The sequence below is a fragment of the Lichenibacterium dinghuense genome (assembly GCF_021730615.1).
Taxonomy (GTDB): domain Bacteria; phylum Pseudomonadota; class Alphaproteobacteria; order Rhizobiales; family Beijerinckiaceae; genus Lichenihabitans; species Lichenihabitans dinghuensis.
In genome coordinates this window covers 4,662,324-4,681,126 of record NZ_JAJLMN010000001.1, presented here as the reverse complement: position 1 = coordinate 4,681,126, position 18,803 = coordinate 4,662,324, and the positions used below count along the sequence as shown (strand labels likewise).

Annotated in this window: 20 protein-coding genes; 11 read left to right on the top strand and 9 right to left on the bottom strand. The window is 72.9% G+C overall.

Annotated elements, in window-relative coordinates; genetic code table 11:
- Positions 1–151: 151 nt before the first annotated feature.
- The 3 genes from L7N97_RS22445 (at position 152) to L7N97_RS22435 (ending at position 2,434) form a co-directional block, all read left to right on the top strand.
- Positions 152–601, top strand: coding sequence for a translation initiation factor 2 (locus L7N97_RS22445; RefSeq protein ID WP_237480483.1), 450 nt, complete (start codon positions 152–154; stop codon positions 599–601).
- Positions 598–978 (top strand): PEGA domain-containing protein, encoded by a 381-nt coding sequence (locus tag L7N97_RS22440; RefSeq protein ID WP_237480482.1) that lies wholly within the window; start codon positions 598–600, stop codon positions 976–978. Before L7N97_RS22445 ends, L7N97_RS22440 begins: the two co-directional genes overlap by 4 nt.
- Before the next feature lie 157 nt (positions 979–1,135).
- On the top strand, positions 1,136–2,434 hold the full coding sequence (locus L7N97_RS22435; RefSeq protein WP_237480481.1) for a cupin domain-containing protein: 1,299 nt from the start codon (positions 1,136–1,138) through the stop codon (positions 2,432–2,434).
- A gap of 19 nt (positions 2,435–2,453) precedes the next feature.
- Here the strand turns inward: L7N97_RS22435 and parC are convergent, their stop codons facing one another.
- The gene (gene parC, locus L7N97_RS22430) at positions 2,454–4,703 is read right to left on the bottom strand and encodes a DNA topoisomerase IV subunit A (RefSeq protein ID WP_237480480.1); all 2,250 of its coding nucleotides are present in this window, start codon (positions 4,701–4,703) and stop codon (positions 2,454–2,456) included.
- Positions 4,704–5,033: 330 nt separating this feature from the next.
- On the opposite strand from parC, the gene L7N97_RS22425 reads away from it, so the two are divergent.
- Positions 5,034–5,261 (top strand): hypothetical protein, encoded by a 228-nt coding sequence (locus L7N97_RS22425; protein WP_237480479.1) that lies wholly within the window; start codon positions 5,034–5,036, stop codon positions 5,259–5,261.
- Positions 5,262–5,477: 216 nt separating this feature from the next.
- On the opposite strand, the gene L7N97_RS22420 is transcribed toward L7N97_RS22425, so the two are convergent.
- From L7N97_RS22420 to L7N97_RS22405, 4 genes are all read right to left on the bottom strand, one after another.
- Positions 5,478–5,960, bottom strand: coding sequence for a DUF3429 domain-containing protein (locus L7N97_RS22420; protein ID WP_237480478.1), 483 nt, complete (start codon positions 5,958–5,960; stop codon positions 5,478–5,480).
- Between the two features lie 5 nt (positions 5,961–5,965).
- A complete protein-coding gene (locus tag L7N97_RS22415) occupies positions 5,966–6,970 on the bottom strand; it encodes an SDR family oxidoreductase (protein WP_237480477.1) in 1,005 nt (334 codons plus the stop codon).
- A gap of 71 nt (positions 6,971–7,041) precedes the next feature.
- On the bottom strand, positions 7,042–7,539 hold the full coding sequence (locus tag L7N97_RS22410; RefSeq protein ID WP_237480476.1) for a YybH family protein: 498 nt from the start codon (positions 7,537–7,539) through the stop codon (positions 7,042–7,044).
- Positions 7,540–7,646: 107 nt separating this feature from the next.
- On the bottom strand, positions 7,647–8,309 hold the full coding sequence (locus L7N97_RS22405; protein WP_237480475.1) for a YybH family protein: 663 nt from the start codon (positions 8,307–8,309) through the stop codon (positions 7,647–7,649).
- A 149-nt stretch (positions 8,310–8,458) separates the two neighbouring features.
- Here L7N97_RS22405 and L7N97_RS22400 point away from each other — a divergent pair, with 149 nt between their 5' ends.
- Positions 8,459–8,665 (top strand): hypothetical protein, encoded by a 207-nt coding sequence (locus L7N97_RS22400; protein ID WP_237480474.1) that lies wholly within the window; start codon positions 8,459–8,461, stop codon positions 8,663–8,665.
- A 4-nt stretch (positions 8,666–8,669) separates the two neighbouring features.
- Here L7N97_RS22400 and L7N97_RS22395 read toward each other — a convergent pair whose 3' ends face one another.
- A complete protein-coding gene (locus L7N97_RS22395) occupies positions 8,670–9,416 on the bottom strand; it encodes a hypothetical protein (protein WP_237480473.1) in 747 nt (248 codons plus the stop codon).
- 92 nt (positions 9,417–9,508) lie between these two features.
- Entirely contained in the window at positions 9,509–10,435 is a 927-nt protein-coding gene (locus L7N97_RS22390) for a sulfotransferase family protein (RefSeq protein WP_237480472.1), read from the bottom strand.
- Positions 10,436–10,637: 202 nt separating this feature from the next.
- On the opposite strand from L7N97_RS22390, the gene L7N97_RS22385 reads away from it, so the two are divergent.
- From L7N97_RS22385 to L7N97_RS22365, 6 genes are all read left to right on the top strand, one after another.
- Positions 10,638–11,336, top strand: a complete 699-nt coding sequence (locus tag L7N97_RS22385) for a glutathione S-transferase family protein (protein WP_237480471.1) — start codon at positions 10,638–10,640, stop codon at positions 11,334–11,336.
- 37 nt (positions 11,337–11,373) lie between these two features.
- On the top strand, positions 11,374–12,495 hold the full coding sequence (locus tag L7N97_RS22380; protein ID WP_237480470.1) for an NADH:flavin oxidoreductase/NADH oxidase: 1,122 nt from the start codon (positions 11,374–11,376) through the stop codon (positions 12,493–12,495).
- Between the two features lie 100 nt (positions 12,496–12,595).
- Entirely contained in the window at positions 12,596–14,212 is a 1,617-nt protein-coding gene (locus tag L7N97_RS22375) for a GMC family oxidoreductase (RefSeq protein WP_237480469.1), read from the top strand.
- 83 nt (positions 14,213–14,295) lie between these two features.
- On the top strand, positions 14,296–14,526 hold the full coding sequence (locus L7N97_RS22370) for a hypothetical protein (RefSeq protein ID WP_237480468.1): 231 nt from the start codon (positions 14,296–14,298) through the stop codon (positions 14,524–14,526).
- Positions 14,523–14,831 carry a type II toxin-antitoxin system RelE/ParE family toxin gene (locus tag L7N97_RS30595; protein WP_428981016.1) on the top strand — a complete coding sequence of 103 codons (309 nt, stop codon included), beginning with the start codon at positions 14,523–14,525 and terminating at the stop codon, positions 14,829–14,831. The genes L7N97_RS22370 and L7N97_RS30595 overlap by 4 nt, the downstream gene beginning before the upstream one ends.
- A 178-nt stretch (positions 14,832–15,009) precedes the next feature.
- Complete coding sequence (locus L7N97_RS22365; RefSeq protein WP_237480467.1) at positions 15,010–15,879, top strand: transglutaminase-like domain-containing protein; 870 nt, start codon at positions 15,010–15,012, stop codon at positions 15,877–15,879.
- A 3-nt stretch (positions 15,880–15,882) separates the two neighbouring features.
- On the opposite strand, the gene L7N97_RS22360 is transcribed toward L7N97_RS22365, so the two are convergent.
- The gene (locus L7N97_RS22360; protein WP_237480466.1) at positions 15,883–18,108 is read right to left on the bottom strand and encodes a primosomal protein N'; all 2,226 of its coding nucleotides are present in this window, start codon (positions 18,106–18,108) and stop codon (positions 15,883–15,885) included.
- Positions 18,105–18,800, bottom strand: a complete 696-nt coding sequence (locus L7N97_RS22355; protein ID WP_237480465.1) for a uroporphyrinogen-III synthase — start codon at positions 18,798–18,800, stop codon at positions 18,105–18,107. Before L7N97_RS22355 ends, L7N97_RS22360 begins: the two co-directional genes overlap by 4 nt.
- Positions 18,801–18,803: the final 3 nt, after the last annotated feature.

Below are 18,803 nucleotides of genomic sequence, written 5' to 3'. Positions count from 1 at the left end.
GCGCCGCCCGGCGGCCGCGGACATCCTACCACCGGCGCCCGATGCACCCAAGGCTCCGGCCCGGCGAGGAAGCGTGTGGGAAGGCGTCACACGACAGACTTAGTTTCGATTAAATCGAGTGGTTCAGGAGTGCGTCGGTCGGAGGGATGGGATGGGGCGCGTCGCGAGGGTTTGGTGGGCCGCGGGCGTCGCGCCGGTGATCGCGGGCGTCGGCGGCTGCGCCACCCTGGAGCGCGGGCTCGACGACGAGGTCGCTGTGATCTCCGAGCCGCCGGGGGCGGCCGTGACCTCCTCGGTCGGCGCCGCCTGCGCCGCCACGCCCTGCACGCTGACTGTCCGCCGTGACGCCGTCTTCACCGTCACGGTGTCGATGCCCGGCTACAGCAGCCGCACGGTCGAGGTCGGCACGCGCATCTCGGGCACGGGCGCCGCGGTGGCGATCGAGAACGTCGCCACGGGCGGCCTCGGCCTCGCCGTCGACGCCGCGACCGGGGGCGCGCTGGAGCACGTGCCGAACCCGGTCGACGTCGCCCTGACGGCGCTGCCGGCCGGGGCGCCCGCCAGACCCGCCCGCCCGGCCAAGGCGCGGGGTGCCGCGTGACCCGGCGCCTCGCCGCCGCGCTGCTGCTCGCCGGCCTCGGCGGATGCGCCACGCTGGACCACGGCGTGATCGACGACGTCCTCGTAGTGACGGACCCGCCCGGCGCCCGCGTGGTGGCCAGCACCGGCACGATCTGCACCTCGCCCTGCGCCGTGTCGGGCCGGCGGGACGAGAGCATCGTCGTCACCATCGTGAAGCCGGGTTACGCCACCGCGACGGCGACCTCCTTCGCCAAGCCCGACGATGCCGCGATCGCCGCCGCCTCGAAGCTCGAGGCGACGCCCGACGTGCTCGGCCGCCTGATCGACGTGCGCGACGGCAGCCATTCCACCCACGACCCCAAGGTGCTCAGCCTCAAGCTCGAGCCGGCGAAGTGAGGGCGGCGTGCAGGCCCGGCCCCGCGCGCCGTCCGCCTCGCCGCGGCACGACTGCGCCACCTCCCGCTGCCCGATACGTCGTGTCCGGCACCGCGGGGGCACCCGCCACGGAGCGCCGGCGTTGATCCTGCGGACGAACAGCCGGAGCGGGACCACGATGTCGGATCAGAACGAGACCCCGGGCGCCCCGCGCCGCCCCGTCGCAGGCTTCGCGCCCTCGCGCCGCGGGCTGCTCGGCGCCGGCGTGGCGGGCCTCGGCCTCGTCGCGGCGGGCGCCGCCGACGCGCAGTCGCGGGCCACGACCCTCGCCGGCATGGGGGACGCGAGCGCCAGCAATCCCGGCCCGCAGAACGGCGCGCTCGGCACCCTGTTCCCCGACTCCACGATGCCGCCGGCCTCCGACCACGGCAGCGTCAAGCAGTTCTGGTCGTCGATGAGCCTCGCGCACCGCCGCGTCCAGCAGGGCGGCTGGGCGCGGCAGGTCAACGTCGTCGATTTCCCGATCGCGAAGGACCTGGCGGGCGTCAACATGCGTCTGGAGGCCGGCGGCATCCGCGAATTGCACTGGCACGCCGCGGACGAGTGGGCGATCATGCTCACCGGCGCCGCGCGTATCACGGCGCTCGACTACGACGGCGACCCCTTCGTCAAGGACGTGAAGGCCGGCGACCTGTGGTACTTTCCGCAGGGGCTGCCGCACTCGATCCAGGGGCTCGGGCCGACGGGGTGCGAGTTCCTGCTCGTCTTCGACGAGGGCACCTTCTCGGAGGACGACACGACGCTGATCTCGGACTGGCTGATCCACACGCCGCGCGCGGTGGTGGCCAAGAACTTCGGGGTGGACGCGGCGGCGCTGAAGCCCTTCGACGACATCCCGCCGAACGGCAGGTACATCTTCCCGGCGCCGGTGCCGCCAGCGCTCGCGCAGGACGCCGCGGCGATGACGCGGCATCACCCGATGTCGAAGATCGACTTCGCCTTCGGGCTGACCGAGATGGCGCCGACCAAGCAGGACGCCAACGGCTCGATCCGCGTGGTGGATTCGCGCAACTTCCCCATCTCGCGCAACATCGCCGCCGCCTACGTGGTCGTGAAGCCCGGCGCCATGCGGTCGCTGCACTGGCACCAGAACGCCGACGAGTGGCAGTTCTGGATCTCGGGCAGGGGCCGCATGACCCTCTTCGCCAACCACTCGGACGCGCGCACCCTCGACTTCAACCCGAGCGACGTCGGCTACGCGCCCGCCACCCTGCCCCACTACATCGAGAACACGGGCACGGAGGACCTCGTCTACCTGGAGATGTTCAAGGCGCCGGTCTACCAGGACGTGTCGCTGAACGAGTGGATCGCCGCGCTGCCGCCGGAGCTGGTCAAGCAGCACCTCGGCCTCAGCGACGAGACGCTGGCCGCGATCCCGAAGGACAATCTCGGCATCGTGCCGCCCGGCCAGGGGTGACCGGGCGGGGCGCTGGCCCTCAGGGCCCGAAGCGGTTGTCCCGCCGGAAGCCGCGCGGCGGCAGGCGGCCGCGGTCGGCGCGGTTGCCGATCCAGGGCGCGATGTCCTTCGGCCCGAGCATGTGGTCCTTGCCGGACGCGTCCTGCCAGGGCAGCCCGTCGGCGAGGGTGAAGACGCGGACGTCCGCCAGCCCGGCCACGGCGCGCTGCAGCTTCACGCCCTTGCCGCGCGCCATGGCGGGCACCTGGATCAGCGGGAACACCGCCATGTGGCGGTCGTTGCTCACCACGGCGACGTGATCGCCGCGCGCCGGCACCATCAGCTTGGCCTTGGCGGGGGCGTTCGGCGACATCAGCGCCTTGCCCTTGCGGGTGCCGACCACGAGGTCCGCCATGGCGGCCACGAACCCGCGCCCGTCGCCCGTCGCGAGCAGCACGCGCCCGCCCTCCTCGAAGGGCATCACGGCGGCCACGTCCTCGCCCTCGCCGAGGTCGGCCATCAGCCTGAGCGGCTCGCCGAAGCCGCGGCCGCCGGGGAGCTTGCCGACGTCCAGCGTGAACACCTTGCCGTCCGTCGCCAGCACGACGATGCGCCCCGTGGTCTCGGCCGGGAAGGCGAGGCGGAAGCTGTCGTCGCCCTTGAAGGACAGCGTCGCCGTGTCGGCGCCGTGGCCCTTCATGGTCCGGATCCAGCCCTTCTCGCTGACCACCACGGTGACGGGCTCGCGCTCGATGAAGCTCGCCGTCGATACGGTGGCGTCGAAATAGGGCAGCGGCGCGAAGCTCGTGCGCCGGCGGCCGAGCGGCGTGTCCGGCCCGTACTTCTCGCGCACCTCGCCGATCTGCTTGGCCACCGCCTTCCACTGCTTTGGCTCGCTGCCCACGAGGTCGACGAGCCTGTCGCGCTCCTTGACGAGCCTGTCGTGCTCCTTCCTGAGTTGCATCTCCTCCAGGCGGCGCAGGGCGCGCAGCCGCGTGTCGAGCACGTAGTCGGCCTGCAGGTCGGTGAGCGCGAAGGCGCGCTTCAGCTCGGCCTTGGGGTCGTCCTCCTCGCGGACGATGCGGATCACCTCGTCGAGGTTGAGGAACACGATCAGCATGCCGGCCAGCAGTTCGAGCCGCCGCTCGATCTCGGACAGGCGGTGGCGCGACTGGCGCACCAGCACGGCGCGGCGGTGCTCCAGCCACTGCTGCAGCGCCTCCTTGAGCCCGATGACGCGCGGCACGACGCCGTCCACCAGCACGTTCATGTTGAGCGGCACGCGCACTTCGAGTTCGGTGAGACGGAACAGGTGCTCCATCATCACGCCGGCCTCGACGGCGCGGTTGCGCGGCTCGATCACCACGCGCACGTCCTCGGCCGATTCGTCGCGCACGTCCGCGACGAGCGGCGTCTTCTTCTCGTTGATGACCTCGGCCAGCCGCTCGATCAGCCGCGACTTCTGCACGCCGTAGGGCACCTCGGTGACGACCGCGACCCAGGCGCCGCGCTCGCCCTGCTCGACGCTCCAGCGCGCGCGCAGCCGGAACGAGCCGCGGCCGGTGCGGTAGCTCTCGGCGATCGCGGCCGCGTCCTCGACGCAGACGCCGCCGGTGGGGAAGTCCGGCCCGCGCACATGCGCCAGGAGCTCGGGATTCTCGGCCTCGGGATGCGCGACGAGGTGGAGCGCCGCATCGCAGAGCTCGACGATGTTGTGCGGCGGGATCGAGGTCGCCATGCCGACCGCGATGCCCTGCGCGCCGTTGGCGAGCAGGTTCGGGAAGGCGGCGGGGAGCACCACCGGCTCCTCCTTGTCGCCCGAATAGTTGGGGCGCAGGTCCACCGTGTCGTGCTCGATGCCGTCGAGCAGGAGCTTGGCGAACTCCGTCATGCGGGCTTCGGTGTAGCGGTAGGCCGCGGCCGGATCGCCGTCGATGTTGCCGAAGTTGCCCTGCCCGTCGACCAGCGGATAGCGGGACGAGAAGTCCTGCGCGAGCCGCACCAGCGCGTCGTAGATCGCCTGGTCGCCGTGGGGGTGGAAGTCGCCCATCACGTCGCCGACGATCTTCGCGCATTTCTTGAAGGCCGTCGCGGGGTCGAGCTTCAGCACCTGCATGCCGTAGAGGATGCGGCGGTGCACCGGCTTCAGCCCGTCGCGCGCGTCCGGCAGCGCGCGGCCCATGATGGTGGACAGCGCGTAGGCGAGGTAGCGCTCCTCCAGCGCCTCGCGCAGCTTCACCACCACGGGCTCGGCGGGCGGCAGGGGCGGCGGGGATGCGGTCCTGGCCATCGGGGGAAGGCGTCTCTCGGTTGCGCGGCGTCTCGGCTCGGAGATGTACCGCTTTTGTTCTCTTCGCAAGGGGCGCGCCGCACCCCGGCCGAGGGACCTCCGTCGCATGTCGGAATTGCGGCAGGCTTGCCGCATATGTGGGAACCGGGGCGGCCCCGACGGCATTCTCAAGCCAGAGCCTGACTGTGGCGGCCCCGCACTAGCGGGCGCCGGCGCGGCGGACTAACCAGACCCTTCAGGGTCGTGCCCGCACGCGAGGCCATGCGTGCCGAGGGCCGATCCGGCACCCCGAGCCTGCGCGCCCGGGTGCCATGCTTGCGCGGGAGCGACATGAAGAACAAAGCCCTCCTCGGACTGTCGTCGGGCATCGCCGCCGTGGTCGCCACGCTGGTCGGCGTCGCCCTGTTCAACCCGCCGCAGACGGCCGACGCCGCGGTGGTCCACAGCCGCCTGGTGCCCTGCCCGCTCGCGGCCGTGGCGATCGACAGCGGCTACGGCGTGACCTCGAAGGAGCTGCGGCCGGTCTGCCCCGCGGAGCGGAGCGGCGGTCCGAACTGAGCCGGGCGGCCCCCCGGCCGCCAAGACGAAAGGCCTGAGGACCGCGACACGGTCCTCGGGCCTTTCGCGTTCAGGGGAGGCCGCTCGCCGTCGGCGGCTCCGGCGTCGCTCAGGAGACGCGGGCGGCAATGCTGCGCAGGAGCCGAGGCGGCGGAAGCCGCCCACCGCCGCCGCGGCGCCGAGATCGCCCGGCCGGCAGCACGGGCCGGCCAGGCGTCAGGCGAAGGCCGCGACGAACAGGGCCGCACCCGCGCCGAGGCTGAGCAGCATCCTCAGCCGGCCGAACCAGTCGGGCGCGAGGCCGCGGGCCACTAGGTTGCGGTCGATCGGCCCGAGCGCCAGCACGCCGATCGCCAGCACGACGAAGCGCCACGGGTCGGGCAGGACCAGCGCCCCCCAGCCGAAGAGCTGCGGCGTCACGCCGAAGACGTAGTCGGTCGCGACGCGGCGCTGGTCCGGCGTCGCGACGGCCACGCCCCAGCGGATCCCGCCGAGGAAGGACAGGATGGTGGCCGCATAGGTTGCGAGCAGCCCCGCCGCCTCGGAGGACGGCAGGGCGTGCGGCCAGCCCGTCACGAGCGCGAAGGCGAGGGCCCAGAACGGGATCAGCCCGCTCAGGCCCAGCACGAAGGGCAGCGGGGGATTGTTGCCGGCGCTCGGCGCCGTCGCGGCCGCCTGATCCGTGGTGGTGGTCGACATGGGTGTCAATTCCTGCGGGGCGCCAGGATCGAGAGGGCGAGGTCGAACAGCGCGCCGCTCGCCGCCGTCGCGGCCGCGACGGGCGAGTTCGGGTCCAGCGTCGCCCGCGTGTAGAGGCTGCGCCGGCCCGTGTCGGCCTCGTCCGCCGCGGCCGCGTGGTCGCCCGGCGCGTGGAGGTTGTCGGCGCGCTCGCCCTGGGGCTCGCCGAGTTGCGCTTCCTCGCCGAAACGGGCGCTGACCTTGTCGGCGAGGTGCGGCGCCGCCTGCGCGAACAGCGACATCAGCCGGCCCGTGCCGCCGACGTAGATGTCGCGCTGCGGGTGTTCGGCGGCGTAGAGGATCGCGTGGGCGACCTCCTCGGGCGCGTAATGGGGCGCCGGCAGCTTCGCCTCGCGCCCCGTGGTGTTGACGACGTTGCCGATGATCGGCGTCGCGACCGCGGCGGGCTTCACCAGCGTCACGGAGACCGGTGCGCCCTCCGCCTCGAGCTCGATGCGCAGCGTGTCGGTGAAGGCCCGCACGGCGTGCTTGCTCGCGGAATACATGCCCTGCACCGGCACGCCGAAGTCGCCCGCGATGCTGCCGACGTTGACCAGCGCGCCGCCCGACAGCTTCAGCGTCTTCAGCGCCACGAGCGAGCCGTGCACCGTGCCCCAGAAGTTGGTGTCGAACAGCCGGCGCGCGTCGGCCTCGACGGTCTCCTCGAGGCGCGAGAACATCGCCACGCCGGCGTTGTTGACCCAGGTGTCGAAGCCGCCGAACTCCAGGGCGGCGAGGTTCGCGACGGCCTCGACGTCCTCCTCACGGCCGACGTCGCCGGCGCGGTGGCGGGCGGTGCCGCCCCGCGTCGCGATCGTCTCGGCGACGTCGCGCAGCGCGGCCTCGTCGCGGCCCATCAGCACCACGCGGGCGCCGCGCCGGGCGGCCCGGATGGCGGTGACGCGGCCGATGCCGCTCGACGCGCCCGTGATGACGACGGTCTGCTCGGCCAGCGGCTTCAGTTTCATCATGGCGGTCGCTCCTGCGGCCGCCAACGCGCCCGGGCGGCCGCTTGTTCGCCCGCCCGCCGCGGCCCTTCCGGTCACTCCTCGTCGGCGCCGCCCCCGGCCTTGCCGGCACCCGGCCGGCCGTTCCGCCCGTTGCGGCCGTTCTTGCCGCCGCTGCCCGCGTCGCGGTTCCACATGTCGGCCGACACCTTCCAGTCGCCGCCGACCTTGGTCCAGATCAGGAGGTACTTCCCGTCGACGTCCTTGTCCTGGAGCTTGAACGCGAAGGTGCCGACCTCGCGCGCCGTGGTGTCGCCGATCGGCTTCACGTCGTCGGTCGTGTATTTCAGGTTCTTCACTGCGCGGGTCATGTTGCCGAGGAAGCGCTGGATGTCGGCCTTGCCGTTCAGCGGCGGCCGGCCGGGCGGCAGCGCCACGGCGTCGTCGGCGAGGAAGGACGCGGCCGTCTGGGCGTCGCCGGACGACAGGGCGGCGGCGAATTTGGCGCTGGCCTCGCGCGCGCCCGACACGTCCTGCGCGAAGGCCGGGACGGCCAGGCCGCAGAGGAGGGTGGCGACGATGATGTTACGCATGCACTCGTTCCTGTGACGATGTGTGGGGGAAGCCGCGGTGCTCGGCGGGAGCCGGAGGCCGCGGCGATCGTGGAGGCCCCGTCGGGGCCCGAGCGTTCGGCGCGGGCTCAATCCTTGGGATTGCCGTAGAGGCCCGTGTTGCCGTCGTAGAGCGATCCGCCCCCGCCCTGGCCGTGCCCGCCGCCCTGCTGCCGGCCGCCACCCCGGCCCTGGCCGATCCCGCCGGCGCCGCCCTGGAACGAGGGACGGCCGCCGCCCTGGCGATAGCCACCGCCGCCGCCCGCGCCGCCCCGGTAGCCGCCCTGGCGCCCTTGACCCTGACCCTGGCCACGGCGGCCCTGGCCCTGGCCCTGGCCCGGCTGACCCTGCTGCCCCTGGCGGCGGCCGCCCCCGGCCTCGCCGTTGCGGTTCCAGATGCCGCTCTCGATCTGCCATTCGCCGTCGACGAGCTGCCACACGAGGACGTATTTGCCCTCGACGGGCTGCCCTTCGCCGCCCGCCATGGCATAGGAGCCTGTCTCGCGGCGCGCCGCCGGCCCGAGATCCTTGACCGCCACGGTGGTGAAGACCACGGAGTTGAAGCGGTTGGCGACCGTGCCCCAGAACGCGGCCGCGGCGGCGCGCCCTTCGAGGAGCCGACCGCGGGGCGGCAGCAGGCTCGCGTCCTCGGTGAAGAAGGGGCCGAGCGCCTCGAAGTTGTTCGCCGCGAAGGCCGCCGCGAGCGCCTCGTTGAACTCGGTCGTGGCGTCGTGCTGCTTGTCGCCCGTCATGGTCTCGTCCTCGTGTGTCGGCGCTTCAACGTGCGCCGCCCCGGCCGGGTTCGGCCGCGCCGCGGACCGCCTTGCGACGCGGAAGGCAGCCGCGCATAAGCGACGTCCCGTCAACCCGGCATGAACGCCAACGAAGAGGCTCCGACAGGATGCGCTTTCTCCGCCTGACCCAGGCCAACACCGGCGTCACGATCCACGTCAACATGGACCAGGTGGTGGTGATCGCGCCCAACAAGACGGGCGGCGCCGTGCTGCTGACCACCGCGGTCGAGAAGGACTCCGCCCGGATCGTGCCCGTGAAGGAGACGCCGCAGGAGGTCATGGCCCTGCTCGACGGCGCGCTCGCGAAGGCGTGACGGCTCATCGGGCCGCGATGGTCGCGGGGGCCGACGACGCGCTGTCGCCGCGCGGCCCGAACAGCCGGGCCAGGTAGGCGTAATAGTCCGGCTGACGCTGCCGGATGGCCGAGCGCGTGTAGGGGTCGCGCGCCACCGTGCCGTTGAGGTAGCAACTCGCCGTCACGGCGAAGAACTCCGCGGCGTTCGACATCATGTATGATTCCGCCGGGAATAGGTTCCCGGCGCGGGCTTCCTCGTAGAACCCCCGCACGGTGGGGTTGCGGAACCGGCCCGGGAAGCTGCGGTATTCCAGAACGTGCATGTATTCGTGCAGCAGGACGGGCCGGTCGTCCCCGGGCTGCAGCGAGCCCAGCGTCACCTCGGGCCCGCCGCTGTAGTGCCCGCCCGCGAAGAACGGGGACACGCGGATCGGCACGGCGCGGAACATCGCCAGCATCGACGGGCCGATGCCCGAGCGGTCGACGATATCGATCTGATGCTCGACCTCGCCGAGCGCGCTCCCCACGTCGATGACGCCCTGCGCGTCCGCGAGATCGATGCGGAAGCCGTGGTAGGTCCGGAACGGGCCCGTGCGCCGGCGCTGCGGGCCCATGCCGTAGCCCGGCCCGTCGGGGCCCGGACCGAAGCCGGGCGGCCCGCCGTAGGGTTCGCCCATCATGGGGCCGCCGTACTGGACGGACAAAACCCCGGCGCTGGCGGCGGCCGAACCGAGCGCGGCGAACAGCACCGCCGCGCCGACCTGTCTCAAGCGTCGCATCCCGTGATCCCGAATTCGACGCGCCCCACTCCTCCCCTAGCACCGCGGACGGGCGCGACGGAAGCGAAAGAGTGAGCGGATGCTCAGGCGCCGGCCGGCGGGCGCATGCGGCCCATCGCCATGCGCCCGCCCTGGTTCATGTTCGGGTTCGGGGCCATGGGGCGGCGCGTGCCGTCCCGCGGCGCGGACGGCAGGATCACCTCGACGCCGCGCGGGTTGCCGCCCGGCCGGCGCCAGAAGTTGCGGCCCGAGAAGCGCTCGTAGAGCTCCGGCGGCAGGATGGTCGGGCGCTCGGAGAAGCGCACCTGCCGGCCGACCGTGTGAAGGCCCGGCACGCCGAGGTCGGCGTCGAAGCTGTCGCCCTCGCCGTAGACCACGTTGTCGAAGTCGTGCTCGAAGGGTTCGAGCCCGAGCCGCGCGTAGATGATCTCCATCACGCGCTTCGGCTCGCGGCACAGGGCCTCGTAGTCGACCACGATCAGCTTGTCGGAGAACTCGCCGTAGAAGGCCTCCTGCGTGGCGTTCCAGGCGAAGCCGACCGTGCCGCCGGGGGACGCCAGCGAGGAGACGCGCGTGTGGGCCGTCAGCGCGTCCTTCTGCTGGAACATCTTGGACTGGCCGAGCGCGTTCTTGCGCAGCACGCGCTCGAAGCTGTCCATGATCCACACGAGGTCGCGCACGCAGACGATGACCTTCGCGTCGGGATAGAGCGCATCGATGAGCGGCAGCTTGGAGCACCAGGAGCGGTTGGTGTCGATCACGGTCTTGTCGCCGTGGACGTCCTTGAAGAAGCCCTCGAACACCCCGTGCAGGATGTTGCGGCGATGCTGATCCGTCAGCACGGAGGAGAACTCGCTGCGCGGGCCCATGGCGCCCTGCACGCGGCCGATGATGCCCCCGACGGGGCTCGACATGCCGGAATGCAGCTTCGGATTCTGCTTCAACAGGGCGCCGAGCAGCGTCGAGCCCGAGCGGGGCAGGCCGGACAGGAAGTGGATGCCGTTCTTCATGGTGATGGAGCTTCGCCGCTGGGTTTCGTCGCCGTTCCGGCCGTTCTGCCCGCTGGGCCGGCCGATGTCGAGCCGTGGCCCCTCCCCCGCACCGCGAGGGCGAAACTGCCTTCCGCAACGGAAACAGTCTTCCGCTCCCGACCGTAGGGACCGGCGTGGGCCGAAGCGCATGCGCTTCCGCGCCCGTCCCGGAACGATCGCCATGGCCGAGATGCTGAAGCTCTACACCTCCCCCTCCGCCTTCCCGAACCCGCAGCGCCTGCGCCTGATGATCCACGAGAAGGGCATCGCCGGCGAGATCGAGGAGGTGGTCTACGACATGGCACCGGGCGGCGAGCAGCGCGGGTGGAAGCACCTCAAGATGAACCCCTGGGGCGAGACCCCGACGCTGCGCATGCCCGACGGCTCGCACCTCAGCGAGACCACCGCCATCGCGCGCTACCTCGACGGCGCCTTCCCGGGCCGCAGGATCATGGGTTCCTCGCCCGAGGAGCAGGGGCTCGACACGATGTGGGACGCCCGCATCTGGGTTCAGATCCTGTACCGCATCACCACCATGTTCCACGTCATGCACCAGGGCCTCGGCCCCAAGCTGGAGCTGACCGACAACAAGGCCTGGGGCGAGCACTGCCGCAAGGAGGCCATCGCCCATTCGGCGCTGGTGGACCGGCACCTCGCCGACGGCCGCGACTGGCTGCTCGGCGGCGCGGAGCCGACCTTCGCCGACATGACGCTGTGCACCGCCATCGCCTTCTCGAAGTTCCCGGTGAACGCGACGCCGCTCGACGAGCGCTTCGAGCAGCTCGACCGCTTCTGGCGCCGTTGCATCGCCCGGCCCGCGTTCCGCGCCGCCTACGCGGACCGCAACAGCGGCGTGAAGGAGCTGGACGAGGCCGCCTGACCGGCGCTACCCCGGCCCGATCGATGACGCGAGGTGCATGCACGTGAGCCAGCTATTCCAGCCGTTGCGGATCGGGTCGCTCGACCTCGAAAACCGGATCGTCATCGCGCCCATGTGCCAGTACTCGGCCGACGAGGGGCGGGCCACGGCGTGGCACACGATGCACCTCGGCACCCTCGCCCTGTCGGGCGCGGGGCTGCTGATCACCGAGGCCGCGGCCGTGTCGCCGGAAGGGCGCATCACGCCCGACGACCTCGGCCTCTATTCGGACGAGACCGAGGCGGCGCTGGGCGCCGTCCTGGCGGCCGTGCGGAAGCATTCCGCCATGCCGGTGGCCGTGCAGCTCGCCCACGCGGGCCGCAAGGCGTCGAGCCACGCCCCCTGGGATGGCGGCCACCAGATCGGGCCGCATGAGCCGCGCGGCTGGCAGACCAAGGCGCCCTCGGCCGTGGCCCACGCCGCGGACGAGCACCCGCCCGTGGCGCTCGACGCGGCCGGCATCGCGCGCGTGCTCGGCGACTTCGCCGTAGCGGCGCGGCGGGCGGCGCGCCTCGGGGTCGAGGGCATCGAGATCCACGGCGCCCACGGCTACCTGATCCACGAGTTCCTGTCGCCGCTCAGCAACCACCGCGACGACGGCTACGGCGGCAGCCTCGACAACAGGATGCGCTTCGCCCTCGAGGTGTTCGACGCCGTTCGGGCCGCCTTCCCGGCCGAGCGGCCGGTGTGGATGCGCCTGTCCGCCACAGACTGGGTCGAGGGCGGCTGGGACGTCGCCGGCACGGTGGCGCTGTCGCGCGCGCTCGAAGCCCGCGGCTGCGCGGCCGTGCACGTGTCCTCGGGCGGCGTGTCGCCGCGCCAGGCGATCGCGCTCGGTCCCAACTACCAGGTCGGCTTCGCCACGGCGGTGAAGGACGCGGTGTCGATCCCCGTGATCGCGGTCGGGCTCATCACCGAGGCGGCCCAGGCCGAGGCCATCGTGGCCGAGGGGCTCGCCGACGCCGTGTCGCTGGCCCGCGCCATGCTCTACGACCCGCGCTGGCCCTGGCACGCCGCCGCGGCCCTCGGCGCGCAGGTGCGGGCCCCGAAGCAGTACTGGCGCTCGCAGCCGCGCGAGCACAAGGACCTGTTCAAGGACGCGAGCTTCGGCCAGCGCTGACGCCGCGTCCCGCGGGCGCGCTTCCCCACCCCGCCGCGCTTGCCTTATGGTCCGACCAGGCCCGGCGCTCGACCGCCGGCCGCGACGAGGGGGGACGGGCGTGGACCAGCTCGACGGGGACTACGACTATATCGTCGTCGGGGCCGGCACGGCCGGCTGCGTGCTGGCGAACCGCCTGTCCGCCGACCCGCGGAACCGCGTGCTGCTGCTGGAGGCCGGCGGCCGCGACCGCTGGATCTGGTTCCACATCCCGGTCGGCTACCTGTTCGCCATCGGCGATCCGCGCGCCGACTGGATGTTCCGCACCGAGGCCGAGCCGGGCCTCGACGGGCGGACGCTCCACTACCCGCGCGGCAAGGTGATCGGCGGCTGCTCGGCCATCAACGGCATGATCGCCATGCGGGGCCAGGCCGCGGACTACGACGGCTGGCGGGCGCAGGGGCTGCCGGGCTGGGGCTGGTCCGACATGGTGGGCTGCTTTCGGCGCCTCGAGGACCATTTTCTCGGCGACGGCGAGCACCACGGCGCCGGCGGCGGCTGGCGCGTCGAGGAGGCGCGCGTGTCCTGGCCGATCCTCGACGCGGTGCGGGCCGCGGCCGGCGAGATCGGCGTGCCGGCGATCCCCGACTTCAACACGGGCGACAACGAGGGCGCGAGCTACTTCCACCTGAACCAGCGCCGCGGCCGGCGCTGGTCCGCCGCACGGGGCTTCCTCAAGCCCGCGCTGCGCCGCCCGAACCTCCGGCTGGAGACCGGCGTCGCGGTCGAGCGCGTGGTGGTCGAGGACGGCCGTGCCGCCGGCGTGCGCTACCGCCAGGGGGGCCGCGAGGTCGAGGCGCGGGCGCGGGGCGAGGTGATCCTGGCGGCGGGCGCCATCGGCTCGCCGCAGGTGCTCCAGCTTTCCGGCATCGGGCGGCCCGACTGGCTCGGCCCGCTCGGCATAGCGACCGTGCTGGAGCGGAGCGGCGTCGGCGCCAATCTCCAGGATCACCTCCAGCAGCGCGCCATCTACCGCGTGAGCGGCACCCGCACGCTCAACGAGACCTACCATTCGCTGCCGCGCCGCGCCCTGATGGGGCTCGACTACGCCCTCCGCCGGCGCGGGCCCATGTCGGCGGCCCCCTCGCAGCTCGGCATCTTCATGCGGTCCGGGCCGGAGCAGAACCGCGCCAACATCCAGTTCCACGTGCAGCCGCTCAGCCTCGACAAGTTCGGCGAGCCGCTGCACCGCTTCCCCGCCATCACGCTGTCGGCCTGCAACCTGCGCCCCACCTCCCGCGGCACGGTGCGGCCCCGCTCGGCCGATCCGAGCGACCCGCCCCTGATCGCGCCGAACTACCTGTCGACGCCGGAGGACCGGCACGTCGCCGCCGACGCCATCCGGGCGACGCGCCGCATCATGGCCCAGCCCGCCATGGCGCGGTTTCGCCCCGAGGAGGTGCTGCCCGGCCCCGCGGTCGGCGACGACGACGCCTCGCTCGCCAGGGCCGCGGGCGCCATCGGCACCACGATCTTCCACCCCGTCGGCACGGCCAAGATGGGCACCGCCGACGATCCCGGGGCCGTGGTGGACGCGCGGCTGCGCGTGTTCGGGATCCGCGGCCTGCGCGTGATCGATGCCTCCGTCATGCCGACCATCACCTCCGGCAACACCAACACCCCCACGGCCGGCATCGCCGAGAAGGGCGCCGAGATGGTGCTGGCCGACGCGCGGTGACGCGCCGGCACGACAACATAATAGGCTCCCGCTCGTCGCGGAGGACACCCATGCGCTCTCTCACGGTCACGCTCCCGGACGACATGGTCGAAGAGATCGAGGCGAGGGTCGCGAACGGCGACTACGCGTCGGAGAGCGATCTCGTGCGCGACAGCCTGGAGGCGCACCTCGGCGACGATTTCGAACTCGACGAGCATGAGATCGCAGAAATTCGGGCGAGCTGCGCCGAGATGGCGGCTGATCCGTCCCTCGGTATACCGATCGACGAGATCGCGGAGCGAGTTCGCCGGAAGGCGCTGAGCGCAGACGGATGAGATCGTTCGATGTCGTCTTCTCGCCCCGGTCGGAACGGCATCTCGTATCGATCTATCGTCAGATCATGCAAACGTCCGGCACCGCGAGGGCCGATGACGCCATCGCAGGATTGAGAGACTCGTGCTTGTCCCTGCGCCACTTCCCCGCGAGAGGCGTTCCACGTCCGGACATCGGTCCTGGCGTTCGGATGGTCAGTCATCGCAGATGGGCTGCGATCTACTTCACGATCTCCAGGGGCACCGTCACCATAGCGGCTGTGTTCTCGCGGGGTCGTGACGCGGCGTCGTCCCGTGTGGGGACTTGAGTTCCGCACGGGGAACGACCTCATCGGAGGACTGACGCAAGGCCCCGGTTTCCCCCGCACCGCTGCACGCCCCGGCACGAATCGCGCATACTCACCTCGTCCGCCTTCCCGCTCGCATCCCGCGACGGGCCGCGGGGACGGCGCGGCCTCTCCGGGCGCGCCGTCGCGAGGGCACGCGATGCGCATTCGACTCGGCTGCGAGATGGCCTTCCAGCTCCCGAACCCGACCCCCATCATCATGATGCTGAACGTGCATCATTCGCGCGCGGGGGACCTCGATAGCCCGGACCGCATCGCGGTCGAGCCCGCCGTGCCGATCGAGGGCTTCCGCGACGGCTTCGGCAACTGGTGCACCCGCGTGATGGCGCCAGCGGGGCGCTTCGCCATCCGGGTCGACGGCGTGATCCGCGACGCCGGCGACTGGGACGCGGTCGACACGGCGGCGGTGCAGCACCGGGTCGAGGACCTGCCGACCGACGTGCTCGGCTTCCTGCTGCCCAGCCGCTACTGCGAGAGCGACGCGCTGTCGAACGAGGCGTGGCGGCTGTTCGGCCACACGGCGCCGGACTGGCACCGCGCCAAGGCCATCGTGGACTTCGTGCACGGTCACATCGCGTTCAACTACCAGAATGCGCGCAACACCCGCACGGCGGCGGAAGCCTATGCCGAAGGAACGGGCGTGTGCCGCGACTTCGCGCATCTCGCCGTCGCGTTCTGCCGCGCCATGAACATCCCGACCCGCTACTGCACGGGCTACATCAGCGACATCGGGCTCCCGCCGCCCTACGCCCCCGGCGATTTCGCGGCCTGGATGGAGTGCTACCTCGGCGGTCGCTGGCACATGTTCGACCCCCGCAACAACGCCCCCCGCAAGGGCCGCGTGCTGATGGCCTACGGTCGCGACGCCGCCGACGTCGCCCTCACCCACACCTTCGGGTCGAGCTGGCTGCAGGAGTTCCGCGTGTGGACCGACGAGGTGCCGGAGGCCGCCGACGCGCCGGCCCCGGCCGTCGCGGCGCCGGAGGCGATCCCGATCCCGGCGGAGTAGCCGTCACAGGAAGCTCTGCGGCTCGACGTCCACCGCCACGCGCAGGCTGCCCGTCGCCTTCGGACCCTCGGCGAGGATGCGGCGCAGGAAGCCCTGGAGATCGGCCGAGCGCGGCGCCTTGACGAGCAGGCGGAAGCGGTAGCGACCGCGGATCATGGCGATCGGCGCCTCGGCGGGTCCAAAGACCTCGATGCTCGGCGCGGCGTCGGCGGCCCGCGCCAGGGGGTCGCCGCCCGTCGCGGCATGGGCGGCCCGCGCCAGGGCGCGGGCATGGGCCTCGACGGCGTGCCGGTCCGTGCCGCTGACGATCAGCCCGGCCAGACGGCCGAAGGGCGGGAGACCGCCGCGCTGGCGGGCCTCGATCTCGGTCCGGTAGAAGCGCTCGACGTCGCCGGTCAGCAGCGCCCGCATCACCGGGTGGTCGGGCTGGTAGGTCTGGATCAGCGCCCGGCCAGGCGCCTCGCCGCGCCCGGCGCGGCCCGTCACCTGCTGCAGGAGCTGAAAGGTGCGCTCGGCCGCGCGCGGGTCGCCGTTGGCGAGGCCGACGTCGGCGTCCACCACCGCGGCTAGGGTCAGATTCGGGAAGTTGTGGCCCTTGGCGACGAGCTGCGTGCCCACCACCACGTCGACCTCGCCCCGCGCGATGCCGTCGAGCTCCTGGCGCAGCCGCTCCGTGCCGCCCGGCATGTCGGAGGACAGGACGAGGCGCCGCGCGTCCGGGAACAGCGTCGCGACCTCCTCGGCGATGCGCTCAACGCCCGGCCCGCAGGCCACGAGCGCGTCCACCTCGCCGCAGCGCGGGCAGTGGTCCGGCTTGCGCTCGACGTGGCCGCACAGGTGGCACACCAGCGCGCCGCGGAATCGGTGGTCGACCATCCAGGCCGAGCACTGGCCGCAGGTGAAGCGGTGGCCGCAGGAGCGGCACAGCGTGAGCGGCGCGTAGCCGCGGCGGTTCAGGAACAGCAGCGCCTGCTTGCCGTCCGCCACCGTCTCGGCCATGGCGGCGGCCAGCGTCGGCGAGATCCAGCGGCCGCGCGGCGGCGCGTCGCGGCGCATGTCGACGGCGGAGAGCGAGGGCAGCGAGCGGCCGGCGTAGCGGGACACGAGCTTGAGGTGGCTGTAGCGCCCCGTCTCGGCGTTGACGCGGGTTTCCAGCGACGGCGTCGCCGAGGCCAGCACCACGGCGGCCTCCTCGAAGCGGCCGCGCATCACCGCCATGTCGCGGGCGTGGTAGCTCACGCCGTCGTCCTGCTTGTAGGCGGCCTCGTGCTCCTCGTCGACGACGATGAGGCCGAGGTCGGCGTAGGGCAGGAACAGCGACGAGCGCGCGCCCGCCACCACCTTGATCTCGCCCGACGCGATGCCGGACCACGCCCGCGCGCGGCGCCGCACCGACACGCCGGAGTGCCACTCGGTCGGCCTGACCCCGAAGCGGGCCGCGAAGCGGTCGAGGAACTGCGCCGTGAGCGCGATCTCGGGCAGGAGGATCAGCGTCTGCCGCCCGCTCCGCAGCGCCGCCGCCACGGCCTCGAAATAGGTCTCGGTCTTGCCCGAGCCGGTCACGCCTTCGAGCAGGCTGACGGTGAAGCGGCGCTCGGCGGCGCGGGCCGCGAGCTCGGCGGCGGCCAGCCCTTGCGCGGGGTCGAGCCTGACCTCCGCCGCGTCGGGATCGGGCGGGGGCGGCAGCGGGTCGGGCGGCAGCGCGACCGTCTCCAGCGTGCCCTCGTCGACGAGGCCGTCGATCACGCCGGCCGAGCAGTTGGCGGCCTCGGCGAGCGCCTTCCTGGTGGTGAGCGCGGGCGCCTCGGCGCTGTCGAGCACCGTCATCACGCGGAGCCGCGCGGGCGTCATGCGCTTCGGGGCATCGCCGGCCCGGCGCAGGCCGACCCGGACCGGCTCGGCGCCCGCGAACTCCGGCGCGCGGATCGCCATGCGCAGCACCATGCCGCGTGGGCTCAGCGTCCAGTTGGCCAACCAGTCGACAAAGCGCCGCAGCGGCTCGCGCACCGGCGGCCAGTCCTCGCGCGACAGCACGGATTTCAGGTTGTCGCCGCCCGCCGAGCGCGCATCCCACACGACGCCGATCGTCTGACGCGTGCCGAGCGGCACCACCACGAAGTCGCCCGGCGCCAGGACGATGTCCTTCGGCACGCGGTAGGAATAGGCTTGATCGACCGCGACCGGGATCAGCACGTCGACGACGGTCGGCTGCGCGGGCGCCTCCGTCACGCCGCGCCCGCCAGGAGGGCCAGCAACGCGTCCTCGTCAGGGCGGTTCGCGACCTCGATCCCCGCGCCGCGGTCGCGCAGGGGTTCGGCGGCGTCGGCCGACAGGCACAGGTGGCGGAGGCGGAGGAAGGCGTCACCGGCGCCGGCCGCGTCGGCGAGCGCCATCGCCAGCGCGGCGCTGCGCCGCGAATAATGCAGCGCGGCCCCGACCGCGCCGGAGCGCAGGGCGGCCACGGCGGGCTCTGGCCAAGATGCGGCGGGCTCGGCGGCGTAAACCTCGGCGACGGCGACCCCGTATCCGGCCGCCACCAGCGCGTCCTCCAGCACGGGTTTGCGGTCGCGCCCGGCGAGGTAGAGCAGGCGCGCGGGCCGGGGCAGCGTCAGGCGCAGCAGAGCCGCGAGGCCCGACGCGTCGCCGGTGCCGATTCGCACGTCCGTGAAGCCGGCCGCCCGCGCCGCCGCTGCGGTGCGCGACCCCACGGCGAAGACGGGTAGGCCGCGCTCCACGCCGTCGTCGGCCGCGAAGGCGTGGTGGCTCGTCGCCGCCACCGCGTCGCAGCGGCCGCCGGGCAGCGCGGCCCCGGTGCGGCCGACGACCGTCACGGGCGCCCGCACAGCCTCGTGGCCGAGCCGCGCCAGGGCCTCGGCGGTCCGCTCGGCGTCGGGGTCGGCGCGGGTGACGAGGACGCGCACGGG